General features: G+C 65.7%; 15 protein-coding genes. 6 read left to right on the forward strand and 9 right to left on the reverse strand.

From position 1 onward, the window contains the following. Positions 1-58: 58 nt before the first annotated feature. The 3 genes from gshA to ada form a co-directional block, all read right to left on the reverse strand. Positions 59-1,672, reverse strand: coding sequence for a glutamate--cysteine ligase (gshA, locus tag WS89_RS11930; RefSeq protein ID WP_059791117.1), 1,614 nt, complete (start codon positions 1,670-1,672; stop codon positions 59-61). Positions 1,673-2,137: 465 nt separating this feature from the next. Beyond that, positions 2,138-3,097 (reverse strand): DNA-3-methyladenine glycosylase family protein, encoded by a 960-nt coding sequence (locus tag WS89_RS11935; RefSeq protein WP_059501479.1) that lies wholly within the window; start codon positions 3,095-3,097, stop codon positions 2,138-2,140. Then, positions 3,094-4,188, reverse strand: a complete 1,095-nt coding sequence (ada, locus tag WS89_RS11940) for a bifunctional DNA-binding transcriptional regulator/O6-methylguanine-DNA methyltransferase Ada (RefSeq protein WP_059501482.1) — start codon at positions 4,186-4,188, stop codon at positions 3,094-3,096. The genes WS89_RS11935 and ada overlap by 4 nt, the downstream gene beginning before the upstream one ends. A gap of 430 nt (positions 4,189-4,618) precedes the next feature. Here ada and WS89_RS11945 point away from each other — a divergent pair, with 430 nt between their 5' ends. Beyond that, complete coding sequence (locus WS89_RS11945) at positions 4,619-5,032, forward strand: VOC family protein (protein WP_034208723.1); 414 nt, start codon at positions 4,619-4,621, stop codon at positions 5,030-5,032. Positions 5,033-5,053: 21 nt separating this feature from the next. Here WS89_RS11945 and WS89_RS11950 read toward each other — a convergent pair whose 3' ends face one another. The 3 genes from WS89_RS11950 to speG form a co-directional block, all read right to left on the reverse strand. Beyond that, entirely contained in the window at positions 5,054-5,608 is a 555-nt protein-coding gene (locus tag WS89_RS11950; RefSeq protein ID WP_059501487.1) for a YaeQ family protein, read from the reverse strand. Positions 5,609-5,797: 189 nt separating this feature from the next. Beyond that, the gene (gene sap1 / locus WS89_RS11955) at positions 5,798-6,145 is read right to left on the reverse strand and encodes a surface attachment protein Sap1 (protein WP_059501489.1); all 348 of its coding nucleotides are present in this window, start codon (positions 6,143-6,145) and stop codon (positions 5,798-5,800) included. 489 nt (positions 6,146-6,634) lie between these two features. Beyond that, complete coding sequence (gene speG, locus WS89_RS11960) at positions 6,635-7,192, reverse strand: spermidine N1-acetyltransferase (RefSeq protein ID WP_059501514.1); 558 nt, start codon at positions 7,190-7,192, stop codon at positions 6,635-6,637. Positions 7,193-7,341: 149 nt separating this feature from the next. Between speG and WS89_RS34200 the strand changes: the two genes are divergently transcribed. From WS89_RS34200 to WS89_RS34605, 4 genes are all read left to right on the forward strand, one after another. Next, positions 7,342-7,512 (forward strand): hypothetical protein, encoded by a 171-nt coding sequence (locus tag WS89_RS34200; RefSeq protein ID WP_006489933.1) that lies wholly within the window; start codon positions 7,342-7,344, stop codon positions 7,510-7,512. 113 nt (positions 7,513-7,625) lie between these two features. Continuing rightward, positions 7,626-7,874, forward strand: coding sequence for a DUF2795 domain-containing protein (locus tag WS89_RS11965; protein WP_059791119.1), 249 nt, complete (start codon positions 7,626-7,628; stop codon positions 7,872-7,874). A 109-nt stretch (positions 7,875-7,983) separates the two neighbouring features. Further along, on the forward strand, positions 7,984-9,342 hold the full coding sequence (locus WS89_RS11970; RefSeq protein WP_059791121.1) for a sensor domain-containing diguanylate cyclase: 1,359 nt from the start codon (positions 7,984-7,986) through the stop codon (positions 9,340-9,342). Positions 9,343-9,492: 150 nt separating this feature from the next. Next, a complete protein-coding gene (locus tag WS89_RS34605; RefSeq protein WP_256980637.1) occupies positions 9,493-9,618 on the forward strand; it encodes a hypothetical protein in 126 nt (41 codons plus the stop codon). Positions 9,619-10,007: 389 nt separating this feature from the next. Here the strand turns inward: WS89_RS34605 and WS89_RS11980 are convergent, their stop codons facing one another. From WS89_RS11980 to mnmE, 3 genes are all read right to left on the reverse strand, one after another. Beyond that, on the reverse strand, positions 10,008-10,223 hold the full coding sequence (locus tag WS89_RS11980) for a hypothetical protein (protein ID WP_059791128.1): 216 nt from the start codon (positions 10,221-10,223) through the stop codon (positions 10,008-10,010). Between the two features lie 470 nt (positions 10,224-10,693). Continuing rightward, the gene (locus WS89_RS11985) at positions 10,694-10,960 is read right to left on the reverse strand and encodes a hypothetical protein (protein ID WP_059791129.1); all 267 of its coding nucleotides are present in this window, start codon (positions 10,958-10,960) and stop codon (positions 10,694-10,696) included. 565 nt (positions 10,961-11,525) lie between these two features. After that, complete coding sequence (gene mnmE / locus WS89_RS11990) at positions 11,526-12,920, reverse strand: tRNA uridine-5-carboxymethylaminomethyl(34) synthesis GTPase MnmE (protein ID WP_059791131.1); 1,395 nt, start codon at positions 12,918-12,920, stop codon at positions 11,526-11,528. A gap of 337 nt (positions 12,921-13,257) precedes the next feature. On the opposite strand from mnmE, the gene WS89_RS11995 reads away from it, so the two are divergent. Further along, the gene (locus tag WS89_RS11995; RefSeq protein WP_059501495.1) at positions 13,258-13,692 is read left to right on the forward strand and encodes a transcriptional regulator; all 435 of its coding nucleotides are present in this window, start codon (positions 13,258-13,260) and stop codon (positions 13,690-13,692) included. Positions 13,693-13,719: the final 27 nt, after the last annotated feature.

The following is a 13,719-nucleotide window of genomic DNA, read 5'->3' on the forward strand; positions in this document are numbered from 1 at the left end:
ACCGGATTGCAATCGCATCGCGGCGCGGCGCACCGTGCGCCGGCCGCATGCGCGATCGTCACACGCTGAAGCGGTTCAGCGTATAGGCGCGATAGGCGGCGACGAACGCGTCGAACGATCCGGCCTCCTTCGCTTCAAGCTCGGCCTGCTCGGCCAGCGACTTCGCGGCGAGCGCCTGCTCGGTGCGCAGCATCTCGGCCGAAGGCGGGTGCGCGCGGAAATGCGCGGCATGCGCTTCGCTTTGAGCGAGCGCGAAGGCGAGGAACGACTGACCGTTCTCGCGCATCGTGCGCAGCACGCGCGCGGACGGCGTGCGCTCCGGGTCGGCGAGCTTCTCGCGTTGCGCGGCAATCGCGCGCGCATGCTCGTCGCCGCCGCGAATGTCGTCGAGACGGCGGCCGACGATGTCGATATCGGCCATCAGCGCGTCCGCCCACGCCTGCAGCGCGACCGGCTGGCCGTCGCGCATCAGCGTGAGCCCCGGCTTGCGGCCATCCAGCGTCACGCTGCCGAAGTTCGCGTTCGCTTCCTTGTACGCGTCGCAGTCGAGCGGCGCGCTTTCGTCGAGCGCGCAGGCGAGCAGGAACGCGTCGAGGAAGCGCGCGGTCTCCAGTGCGATGCCGGTCGGTTCGAACGGATCGATGTCGAGACAGCGCACCTCGATGTACTGCACGCCGCGCGACGCGAGCGCATGCAGCGGCCGCTCGCCCGAATACGTGACGCGCTTCGGCCGGATCGTCGAGTAGAACTCGTTCTCGATCTGCAGCACGTTCGTGTTGATCTGGATCCACTCGCCGTCGCGATGCGTGCCGATCGCCTCGTACGCCGGATACGGCTCGCTGACGGCCTTCGACAGCGCGTCGAGATAGCCGGGCAGCGTGTTGTAGTCGACGTGCAGCGCGGCCTGGGCCGTCGTGTTCGAGTAGCCGAGATCGCTCATCCGCAGGCTGGTCGCATACGGCCGATACAGCGTATCGGCGTCGAACGTGTCGAGCTTGTGCGGCTTGCCGCGCAGGAACTTCGTGTCGAGCACGGGCGACGCGCCGAACAGGTACATCAGCAGCCAGCTGCGGCGGCGGAAGTTGCGGATCAGCGCGAGATAGCGTTCCGACTGGTAATCGACGAGCGTCGCCGTCGACCCTTCTTCCGCATGCAGGCGCCGCCACACTTCCTCGTGCAGCGAGTAGTTGTAGTGGATGCCGGCGATGCATTGCATCGTGCGGCCGTAGCGATACGCGAGGCCGCGCCGGTACACCGTCTTCAGGCGGCCGATGTTCGACGTGCCGTAGTCGGCGATCGGGATCTGATCGTCGGCCGGCAGCAGGCCGGGCATCGAGTCGCTCCACAGCATCTCGTCGCCGAGGGATGCATAGACGTAGCGATGCAGATCGTCGAGGCGTTCGAGCGTGAGCGCGGCGTCGCGCTCCGCGGGCGTGATCAGTTCGATCAGCGCTTCGGAATAGTCGGTCGTCAGCGCCGGATGCGTGAGCGCCGAACCGAGCGCGCGCGGATGCGGCGTGAACGCGATCATCCCGTCGCGCGTCACGCGCAGGCTTTCCTTTTCGATGCCGCGCAGGCCGTCGGGCAGATGCTGCCGCGTCGGGCCCGAGCTCAGCGCGTCGAGGCGATTCAGCAGCAGTTCGGACTGGCGGTGAGTCATGGTGTTCGACATGGAGACGCAAGTGCGTGACGGCCGCGCGCAGAACGCCGCGCGCGGCCGGCTGGATTGTTGGTCGCTTCGTTGGTAGCGGGCACTTTAACATCTCGCCGGAACCCGCGCTTGAGGTGGCCGCGGGCACGGCGCGCGGGCCTGAGCGGGCCGTCGGACGGGCCGGGCGCGGCCGTCCCGGCCGGTATCGCCGGTTCCGGACGACGCCGATCGGCACGCCGGCCAGCGCCATTCGTCGGACGGAACGCGAACGGCGAACGAGCAGCGGCAAGTGCAACCTTGTCGGCGATTGGATCGCGAAACGACGCGTACGCACGCATCGCACGCGCAACGTCCGGCCGACGCCGTTCGCGCGAACTCGCCATGACGGGCCGCATCACGCCGGCGCTTGCCGCATGCCGGCGCCGTGTGCGCAACGGGTTGCAGCCCGGCCGCGTTGCGGTCGCGCCCGGTGGCGGGCCGCCGCGCTTACCCGCCGCGCGCGCCGCCCGCCCGGTCGGCCACTTCGTTCCACAGATGCAGCGCCGCATACGCACGCCACGGCCGCCAGCCTTCGGTGCGGCGCTTCTGGCTGGTGAGCCGGTCGAGCGCCGGGTCGCGCGCGGCGATCGACTGCATCAGCACGAGATCGGATGCCGGCCACGCGTCCGGGTCGCGCCACGCGCGCATCGCAATGTATTCGACGGTCCACGGGCCGATGCCGGGCAGCTCGAGCCATGCGCTGCGCAGCGTCGCGAGATCGGCATGCGCGCGGTCGACCGGCACGTCGCCCGCCGCCACCGCGCGCGCCACGCCGGTCAGCGCCGCCACGCGCTTGCCGGGCATCCCGATCTTGTCGAGATCGCACGCGGCCAGCGCGTCGGGTGTCGGGAAACGCCACGCGGGCGCGCCGTCGTCTTCATGAATCACGCGTTCGCCGGCCCGTTCGACGAGCCGGCCGACGATCGTCGTCGCGGCCTTCACGCTCACCTGCTGGCCGACGATCGCGCGCACGGCCAGCTCGAACCCCGACCACGCGCCCGGCACGCGCAGCCCCGGCGCGGCCTCGACGAGCGGCGCGAACCAAGGGTCGCGCGCGAGCCCGCCGCCGATCGCGGCCGGATCGGCGCCGAGGTCGAACATCGTCGCGACGCGTGCGGCGAACGCATCGTCGACGTGACGCGCGAGCGCCCCTTCGACGGTCGCGATCAGGCAATGCTTGCGCGGGTGTTTCGCGACGGTGAGCCGGCCTGCAATGCCGTGCAGGTCGACGATGCGGCGATACACGCCGTCCGCGACCTGCTCGACGCCCGGAATCGCGCGCCCGCTGAAGAAGCGCAGCACGCGCGCCCAGTCGTACGGCGCCTTGTAGCGCAGCTCCATCTGCGCGGACGGCGGCACTGGGCCGCCGTTCGCGAGGGACTTGATCGTCGTCGTCTCGATACTCAAACCGCACTGCCCTCCGTCTCGGCTTCGGCTTCATCGTTGTCGTGGATATGACGCGCCTCGGCCGCGAGCAGCGTCGCCTTGCGGCGCACGCCCCAGCGATAGCCGGCGAGCGCACCGCCCTTTTGCACGACGCGGTGGCACGGGATCGCGAGCGCGACCGGATTCGACGCGCACGCGGACGCGACCGCCCGCACCGCGCGCGGCGAGCCGAGCGCCTCGGCGATCTCCGAATAGCTGCGCGTTTCGCCGTACGGGATGTGCGTTAGCGCTTCCCACACGCGCTGCTGGAACGCGGTCGGCGCGATGTCGAGCGGCAGGTCGAATGCGTGCCGCGTGCCGTCGAGGTACGCGCGGATCTGCGTGACGAACGGCGCGAGCCGGGCCGGCGATTCGACCAGTTCGGCCCGCGCGAACGCCGCCTTCAGCTCGCCGACGAGCGACGCCGCGTCGTCGCCGAACGCGATCCGGCAGATGCCCTGTTCGGTGGCGGCGACGAGCACCGTGCCGAGCGACGTCGGCGCGGTCGCATAGTCGATCCGCAAGCCCGCGCCCTGGCGGCGGAAGGACGACGGCGCCATCCCCAATTCGCGCGGCACCGACGCATAGAGCCGCGACGGCGAATTGAAACCCGCGTCGACGGCCGCCTGCGTGACCGGCTGCCCGCTTTGCAGCGCCTGCCGCAGCGCGGCGCCGCGCTGCGCGGCCTGGTACTGCCGCGGCGACACGCCGACCACGCGCTTGAAGAGCCGCTGCAGGTGGAACGGGCTCACGTGCACGGCATCGCTCAACTGCTGCAGCGTGAGCCGCTCCGCGTGCGCGTCGAGCACCGCGCACGCGCGATTGACGATTTCCAGCTCGCGCGGCAGCCCTTCCGGCTGGCAACGCTTGCAGGGCCGGAAGCCGGCCGCGCGCGCGGCCGCCGGATCGGCGAAAAAGGACACGTTCTCGCGGCGCGGCTGGCGCGACGCGCAGGTCGGCCGGCAGAACACGCCGGTCGTGCTGACGGCATAGAAGAACGCGCCATCCGCATGCGGATCGCGTTCGGTCACGGCGGCCCAGCGGGCCTCGTCGGTCGGATAGGCGGTTTTCATTTGAACCTCGCACTCTCTAGTGTAGACGGTGCCTACTCTAGACATCGGCACATGCCGTCGCGCCCTGAATCTTGCTCTGTGATTCGTACCGATGAATCGGGGCCGCATCGCTAAAAATAAATCCGACGAAACGCGCGCGACAGCCGCTCCCGCATGGCTTTCGTCATCGTCGCGTCATCATTTTGCTGCAGTGCGGATGCGACAAATCGTCGTCCTGACGTTTTTTTGCAATCGGAATATTGCGTCGCACCATCGCCGTGTGTATAGTTGGAACTGTCTCCTCCATGTCTCCTCCTGATATGGATTAAGCCCGTTCCGCTCTGCGTGAACGGGCTTTTTTTCGTCCGTCGATTGTGCCGCGCTCCGGCCGGCAGCGCAGGCGCGTTGCGTCTACACTCGATGCTCGTCGACTGCGAAGGAGTGCCCGCCCATGAAGCCCACCATCCGCGGAATCGATCACATCGTGCTGCGCGTGACCGACATGGCGGCAATGACACGTTTTTACTGCGACGCCGTCGGTTGCCATGTGGAGAAGGAGCAGCCCGACCTGGGCCTCGTGCAGCTGCGCGCCGGCGATGCACTGATCGACCTGCTCGCGGTCGGCGGCCCGATCGACCGCCCCGACAGCGGCCCGCCCGGCACCGGGCGCAACCTCGACCACCTGTGCCTGCGCGTCGAGCCGTTCGATCCCGACGCATTGATCGCCCATTTCGCCGCGCATGGCGCGCGGCCGGAAGCGCCGGCGCAACGCTACGGCGCCGGCGGCTACGGGCCGTCGATCTACCTGTTCGATCCCGAAGGAAACATGGTCGAATTCAAGGGGCCGCCGGCCGCGCTCGGCTGAACGCGGCCGGCGCGCGGGCCGTCACGCGTCGGCGCGCGCCTTCAGTACCGTCCACTCGACCGCGACCGGATCGTGATCGGCGCTCGAGATCCATGCGGCGCCGTCCTGCACCGTGCACTGCAGGCGCATCGTGCGCTCCGCGAGCCGCCCGAGCGCAGCCGCGACGCCGTCGGCGAGCGACAGCACCTGCACGTTGCGCAGCCGTTCGACCTTGCTGCGCACGCCCTGCCACCAGATCTCCGACGTCTTGCCGCCGTAGGCGATCACCGTGACCTGCCCGGCACGGCCGGCCGCCTTCGAGATGCGCCGTTCGTCCGGCTGGCCGGCCTCGATCCATACGTCGATCGCGCCCGTCAGGTCCTTCTGCCACAGATCGGGCTCATCGACGTCCGACAGCCCCTTGCAGAATTCGAGCCGCTCGTGCGCGAACAGCGCGAACGCGACGATGCGCACCATCATCCGGTCGTCGGTTTCCGACGGATGGCGCGCCACCGTCAGCGCGTGATCGGCGTAGTAATGCCGATCCATGTCGGCGATTTGCAGTTCGGCTTTGTAGATCGTGGATTTCAGCGCCATGCGGATGCGGCCCGGGCGGGCATTCGGTTCGGTCGGGCCGTGATGATACCGAATGCGCGCCGTCCGGCGTGCTTCATGCGCGATCCACAGTACAACGGCCCGGCATGGGCCGGGCCGTGTTCGATTCGCGCCGCCGGCCCGACAGGCCGGCGCGCTCGCGCGTCGTGCGACGGCGCGGTGAGTGGACGGTTACTGCTTGACGAAGCGCGAATCGGTCCAGAGGCCTTGCTGGTCGCTGTTGTCGGCGCTGACGAACTGCACGTCGCCCTGCTCGACCGATACCACGCGGAAGCGCTGGCCTTCCGGCACCGACAGGCAGCGGAAGTCGTCGAAGTACTGCTGCTTCGCCTGCGACTTGCCGTCACGTTCGTGACTCAGTACGGAGTCCAGATTGTCTTTCGACAGGCAGCCCCATGCGTTCTTCGTCAGCTGGATTTCCTGTTTCGGCTTGACGGCCGAATCGCCGCCGGCCTGGGCAATCGACACAGCGCAAAATGCGCCGACAAGGGCAAAAAGGACACCGGTACGCTTCATCATGTTCTGTCTCCAGGCTTGCGGGCACCAGGCTGGGTTAGCTATGTGTTTAAAGGTGATCGTGAACCCACGTTTTTCACTTTAGAAGACCGGCAAACGATAGCAAGCACATTTGTTGTGCGACCGCAATAGCGGCGGATTGTCGCACCCCGTGCGCAGCCCGCTTTTGGCGCGACACGCGCGGGCGGCACGGGCTGCCGAACGATGCGCCGGCCCGCGCCGCCGGGCGGAAAGCGTTACCCGGCAAGGCTTTCAGCAAATTTACAATGCGACGATTGAACGGTTTGGATAATCCATTTCGCTATCCGGATCATTTTGATGCGTTGCACATAAAGTCATCCGAAACGATTCGACTTTACCGCAGCGCGGAATCGCTTTTACCTGAAACAAGAAAAATGCCAGATATAAGCGCATCCGTATTTATCCGTAGTTCCCCGCATCCGTTCGGCACCTGCGAAGCCCCGTCGCAAGCGCCTTTTACCAGTGTGGTGTTTACCCTGCTTTATTCAGCCCGATTGGCTGACGCGCGAAATAATCGTGCTGGAAGATGCACATCCGATAAGCGTTGTGATACGCGCCATTCCCGAAAAATTCTTCCTTCAATTCGGCCTCGTGCTGGAATCCGCATTTCTCGTACACATGGATCGCCGCCGCGTTCGACGTATCCACGATCAGGTAAAGCTTGCGCATGTTCAGCACCTTGAACGCGTACTCGACCGCGAGACGCGTCGCCTGGCCCGCGTAGCCGCGCCCCTGGCAGTGCGGCGCGATGATGATCTGGAACTCGCCGCGACGGTGGATGTAGTCCAGCTCGATCAGCTCGACGAGGCCGACCAGTTCGTCTTGCGCATCGACCGCGACGAACCGGCGCTCACGCTGGTCGTGCACGTGGCGGTCGTACAGTTGCGACAGTTCCGAGAAGGTTTCGTACGGCTCCTCGAACCAGTAGCGCATGATCTTCGCGTCGTTGTTCAGCTCGTGGACGAAGCGCAGGTCCTGGCGCTCCAGCGGTCGTAGCGCGAGCGTGTGGGTATCGTTCTGGAGTTGCATGTTCATGTCCTGTTCGATGCCGGCGCACGTGCGGAACGCCGGCGCGGCACGGCCGCGCCCGGCCCGTCTCGCACTGTAAGAAATTGAACGCGGGCGCAGTTCAGAGCCTAGAATGGGAGCAAGGTTCCCGCCACCGCAAGGAGGCTATCGTGATCGAGCAAGTCATACTCGGCATTTTCCTCGTGCTCCCGCTGGTCATCGTGGCTGCGCTGTTTTCCGACGAACTCTGGCAGGAGCATCGCCGCCAGCATCCGCGCGACGAGAACGCACCGCACATCGACTGGAAGCATCCGTGGCGCCGCGTGCGACGCGGGCATTGACGCCGATCCTCGTCGATCCGCACGCGCCCGCCGGGCCATCCTGGGCCGGGTAGCAGGCGGTGCACGATTCTTGCGCTTCGATCCGATTCCCGCCCAACCCGCGAGACACCGACGTGAACGACAAGCCCGCCCTTCCTCCACACGATATCCCGAACGAAACGATCGACCTGCAGATCGCCGATGTGCTGGCGGCCGTCCGCTATCCGGCGAACAAGGATACGATCGTCGACGCCGCGCGCGAGGCCGGCGCCAGCAACGACGTGCTGTCGATGCTCGATGGCCTGCCCGAACAGGATTACGCGGACGTCGACGCCGTCACGCGCTGCGTCGCCGGCAACTTCGGCCCGGGGCTCGGCATTTGAGCGGATACCAATAACGAGATAGGATCGGACCGCGCCGGTCGCGCCGCGACCGGATGCATGCCGCTCGGCGCAAGATCGGGTGTTCGAGCACGCGTGTCCGGGGGACTCCATGGAAGGCATCCTGATCCAGCACACGACGCAACGTCAGCTGTGGTTCGGCGCGCTGACGGCGCTCGTCATCCTGCTTGCGCTTGGGATCGCCGCGCCGCACGCGAACGTCGCGCTGCCGGCCGTCGAGCCGTTCATGCCGATGTGCGCGCTCACCGTGTTCACGACCGCCAGCATCGCGGCGTTCTTCCTCGGCGCGCAGTTCACCGTGACGCGCCAGCCCGTGCTCGGGGCGCTCGGCGGCGCCTATGCGTTCACCGCACTTGCCGTCGCGCTGCAACTGCTCACCTTTCCCGGCGTGTTCGCGCCGCACGGCCTGCTCGGCGCGCGCCCGCAGAGCGCGGCATGGATGTGGATCTTCTGGCATGCCGGCTTTCCGTGCTTCGTGATGGCCGCGCTGTTCGCACGCGAGCGGCTCACGCGCGCCCCGGTCGGCGAAAAAGCGACGCGCCGCTGGACGATCGCGCTCGTCGGCGGCCCAGCCGTCGCGGCGGCACTCCTGTGCGCGCTCGCGCTGAACGTGTCGCTGCCACCCGCGTTCCATCCGCCCCGCGACTCAGCCGTGCTGCCCGTCAACGGCATCGCGCTCGTCGTATGGATCCTCAACGTGCTCGCGCTCGTGGCCGTGCTCATCACGGGCCGGCTGCGCACGACGCTCGACCTGTGGCTCGCGATCGCGGTGCTCGCGTGCCTGACCGACACGACGCTGAACCTGCTGACGACGAACCGCTTCACGGTCGGCTGGTATGTCGCACGCGTGTTCAGCATGTTCACGCCCGGCGTACTCGTGTGCGTGCTCGCGTGGGAAGTGACGATGCTGTATCAGCAGTTGTTCGAAGCGCATGCGACGCTGATCCGCTCTTCCGCGCGCGACGGGCTCACCGGCGCGTTCAACCGCAGCCACTTCAACGATCGTTTCCACACGCTGTTCCTGCACGCGCGACGGCAGGGCGAACCGCTGTCGCTGCTGATGGTCGACGTCGATCACTTCAAGGCGTACAACGACGCGTTTGGTCACGTGAAGGGCGATGCGTGCCTGATCGCCGTCGCGAATGCACTGGCCGGCGCCGTGCGGCGGCCGGCCGATATCGTCGCGCGCTACGGCGGGGAGGAATTCGCGATCGTGCTGCCGAACACCGGCGCGCGCGGTGCGCGGGTCGTGGCCGACGAAGCGCGCGAAGCCGTGCTGCGGCTCGACCTCGCGATGCCAGATTCACCGGCCGGGCGCGTGAGCGTCAGCATCGGCTGCGCGACCGTAGCGGCCGAGGATCTGTCGACGCCCGACGCGTTGATCGAAGCCGCCGATGCCGCGCTGTACCGGGCGAAGGATATGGGGCGAAACCGGGTCGTCGTCGCCTGAAAACGTCTGCTGTTTGGCTAATTGTTACGGTCATTGTGACCGGAATAATCCGCCGTTACGGATTGCGTGACAGGGATACCAACGCTTACAGCCGGTGTTGCGGGCGCTCGCTATGCTGGGTTCCATATCGAACCCGAGCAGGTGAACGCGATGAAGAAGACCCTTTTGCTGATTGCCGGCGTCGCCGTGTTGTTGAGCGGCTGTATCGTGGTGCCTGATGGTGGCGGGTATTACGGGGATGGCGGGTATTACCACCATCATCGTCATTGGGATTGACGTTGGCGAAGGGTCCGGAGCAGCGATCCGGACCTTCGCCCGATCAAGCCGGCGAAATCGGCTCGGCATGCATCAAAAATACCTGCAGCGCGGCGCGCTTTTGGTCGTGGAGACGCTCGAGATGCGCATCCTTGTCCGCGTCTTCGATTAGATGGCGATCGGTATCTAATCGATGCGGTTCGTCCAGCAGTTCGACTATGTCGATCTGGAAATACGAGCGCTCTCCCTAGGGCCGCTGCCGCCGAATATCGCAGCGAATATTCCGTTGATAATCTGGGTCTTCGAAGGACGTTTGAGCCAAGCGACGTGGACAAGGGCAATGCCCCCACTAGCCTTCCGCTTTGCCTTGCACGGCATCGAGTCGCTTCTCGACGGGAAGACTCGCGCTTTCACTCACGAAGCATTTCCTCCAGGCGCATATTGATCTTAACGCTCAGATCCGACAACAGTTCGAAGAAGGCGTCACGACGTACGGCAAAGTGTTCAAACACCCGTTCGGGATCCAGCGACAAATCGAGCAACAAGACACTAAGTTGACGCGATGCCTGCAGCAGTTCGCGGCGCGCCTCCTCGATAGATAAGGTTGTGTCATCATTTTGAGGCATGATGCGCCTCCGAATTTTCTACGCAACGCGCCGCATGGCCCACCCGAGGCCCGATCTCAGCGATCACAGGAAACGCATGTGCCTTCACTGCACCGAGCAAACAGCGAAGAATGATTTTGGTGGCGGAGATTCTCATGCACACACCTCCGAGACTTTGCAGTCGGTGCGAATTGCGGCCTCAATGCGGCGTTTGAACGCTGCGCAGCCGTCCGCACGGGAGGGAATACGACCGAAGCTAGCGATTAGTCTACTGAACATCGACCGACACCACCGGCTCAGGTACGTCACCGGGCAAACATTCAGCCAGTGTTCTGTAGCACGGGTACCGGTAAGTTCGAATAGCTCGGATGTGAGAGTGATCACGGGCTTCGACGGCCGACCGTTCCACCAGGCACTCGGTATGAGGGGGAGCGGATCGGCAGATTTGGGAAGAGTATTCCGAAAGGTAGCAGCAAGCACGCAGTCGGCGGTTACTCGTCGTCCAGCTCGATCGTTGCACCGACCTCCCGACACTTCTCGAGTACTTCGTCGACAGTCGCGGAACGATCCTGCAGTGCTAGCGCTAGGAACAGCATCGGCAACGACATCGGTCTCGGCTCGACTCCCCCCGTGTACTTTCGCCACTGACTGTTGCCAGCCAATCCGAACATCTGAGCCATCTGCTCGCCGGTGAATCCGAGGCGCACTTTCAGCGCACGCAGGTCTTCCGGCGTCGGCGGGAAATATTTGAGGGCCATAAGCGTGGTCGTGCGGAATTCGCGCAAATACGATGCTATTCATAATGTCGTTCCTTTCGGAGGTAGCGGGCTACGCGGAGCGTTACCCAACGCGATTCAATTTAGACCCTTAAGGTCTATCTGTCAACGAAATACGCCGGCCGCTGAGATCGCTAGCCCATTACCTTCGAGTCGGCCACTTGAGCCGAGGCGAGCGCTCGCATCCCTTCGCACAGTTGGTCGTGGCGCAACGAGATACGGTGCGGCGCGGGCTCCACTGGGCGTGCTCAATTGCGAACCAGATCTGGAGACGGACGAGCAGACGGCTTGCCATAAGCATGGGCCCGTGGTGAACGAGCAACACGAGGGTTTGTTGAGCCGGCGGTAGTCGATCGCACGACAGAGCCGTCACGAGAGGTTTGCGCCGAGTTGTCGACCCCAAACTGCCCAAATAGGGCGTTTAGGCAAACAGTGCCCCATTGCCCCATTCAGCTACCCGGTCCTGGAGCGTACAGAGGTATGACCGGGCGTGCCGATACGATGCAGGCAGATGAAGCGGCACCCCACGAGATCAACAACCCTAGGATTATTTCCCAATACAAAACCTGCTGAAAATCACCCCCAGCAGATCATCCGAAGTAAACTCCCCGGTAATCGAATTGAGTTGCTCCTGCGCGAGCCGAAGCTCCTCGGCGAACAGATCGAGCGACTGCGCGCGCTGCTCCGCGTGATCGGCCGCCTGCGCGAGATGCGCCTGCGCGGCCCGCAGCGCGATCAGATGCCGCTCGCGCGCCAGATAAACGCCCTCGGCCCCCGCCTGCCACCCGGCAATCCGCAACAACTCCGCGCGCAGCATGTCGATGCCGTCGCCGCGCTTCGCCGACAGATGCACCTCGGTCAGATCACCTTCCGCCGCCGGATGCTCGACGCTTGCCGGCACGCCGGTCAGATCCGTCTTGTTCAGCACGCGCACCACCGGCACGCCGGCCGGAAACCGCGCCGCGATCGTCCCGTCGTCGGGCGTCATCCCCGTGCGCGAATCGAGCAGATGCAGCACGACATCCGCGCGCTCGATCTCGCTCCACGTGCGCGCAATGCCGATCCGCTCGACTTCGTCCTCCGTCTCGCGCAGCCCGGCCGTATCGATGATGTGCAGCGGAATCCCTTCGACCTGGATCGTCTGCGCGACCTTGTCGCGCGTCGTTCCGGCGATCGGCGTGACGATCGCCAGCTCGGCGCCCGCCAGCGCATTCAGCAGCGACGACTTGCCGACGTTCGGCTGCCCCGCGAGCACGACCGACAGCCCTTCGCGCAACAGCGCACCCTGCCGCGCATCGCCGAGCACGTGCGCGAGCTGCGCACGGATCTTCGCGAGCTTGCCGCGCGCGTCGGCCGCTTCCAGGAAGTCGATTTCCTCCTCCGGAAAATCGAGCGTCGCCTCGACCAGCATCCGCAGCGTGATCACGTCGTCGACGAGCGCATGGATCTGCCGCGAGAACGCGCCGTCGAGCGAACGCCCGGCCGAGCGCGCGGCCGCCTCGGTGCTCGCCTCGATCAGGTCGGCAACGGCCTCGGCCTGCGCGAGGTCGAGCTTGTCGTTCAGGAACGCGCGCCGCGTGAACTCGCCCGGCTCCGCGAGCCGCAGCCCGAAGCCGCGCCCCGCATCCAGGCAGCGCTGCAGCAGCAACTGCATCACGATCGGCCCGCCATGCCCCTGCAGTTCGAGCACGTGCTCGCCGGTATACGAATGCGGCGCCGGGAAATACAGCGCGATCCCGCGGTCGAGCGGCGCGCCGTGCGCGTCGAGGAACGGCACGTAGCTCGCATGACGCGGCGCGAGCTTCTGCCCGCACAACGCGTCGATCAGCGGCAGCGCGGCCGCCTCGCCGCCGCGCCCGAACGATACGCGGACGACCCCGATGCCGCCCCGGCCGGCAGCAGTGGCAATGGCGACGATCGGATCGGAATCGGTAGCGAGCATGGGAATCGGAGAAATCGGGTAAGCAGCGAGTCAATGGCGCGCCCGCACAACAGTTCGGGCATCGGAACGCCGGCATTGTAGCGTGCCGGCTCGCCCGCCACCGGCCGCGACGCCGGATTCGGACTCGCCCGAATTTATCCCGCCGGGGATAAGCCAAGTATTAGTCCGGCATCATCACACACCGGCCATTTCGGACAAGTATGCGTGCCGGAGGGGCTCGGCACTGCGTCCCTCAATTTCACCGCCCATCCTGATCAGGGCCGGGATTCGTCCGAATAAGATACGTTTATCTCATATGGTTGTCTGAGACGCGGCGATGGAATTGCACAATCTCCCCATGCCGACATCCGAAGAAAAAGCCGCGTTCTCGGAACGCCTGAAATTTGCCCTGCGGCGCAGCCCGGAGAAGGTCACGGGCGCGACGGAGCTGGCGAACCGATTCAATCTGCGCCATCGCGGAACGCATCCCGTTTCGCCGCAAACCGCGCACAAATGGTTGACGGGCCGCACGATCCCGACGTCGGACAAACTCGAAACGCTTGCCGAATGGTTGCGCGTCGAAGTGCACTGGCTGCATTACGGGCCGTCGCCGAGCGTGATCGAACATCCGACGCCGCAACCGCTGCCGCGCGACGAACGCTATCCGCCGACGCCCGAGACGATCGAACTCGCATCGAAGATCGAGGCGCTGTCTCCCCACCAGCGCTACCTCGTTCAGGAACTGGTCGAGCAGTTCTACGGCGATCCGAAACCCGAAGCGAAGAAAGCCTGAACGGCAGCAACCGCGCGCGCTGCCGTC

Source organism: Burkholderia sp. MSMB1072, assembly GCF_001524725.1.
In the GTDB taxonomy this organism is placed as follows: Bacteria; Pseudomonadota; Gammaproteobacteria; order Burkholderiales; family Burkholderiaceae; genus Burkholderia.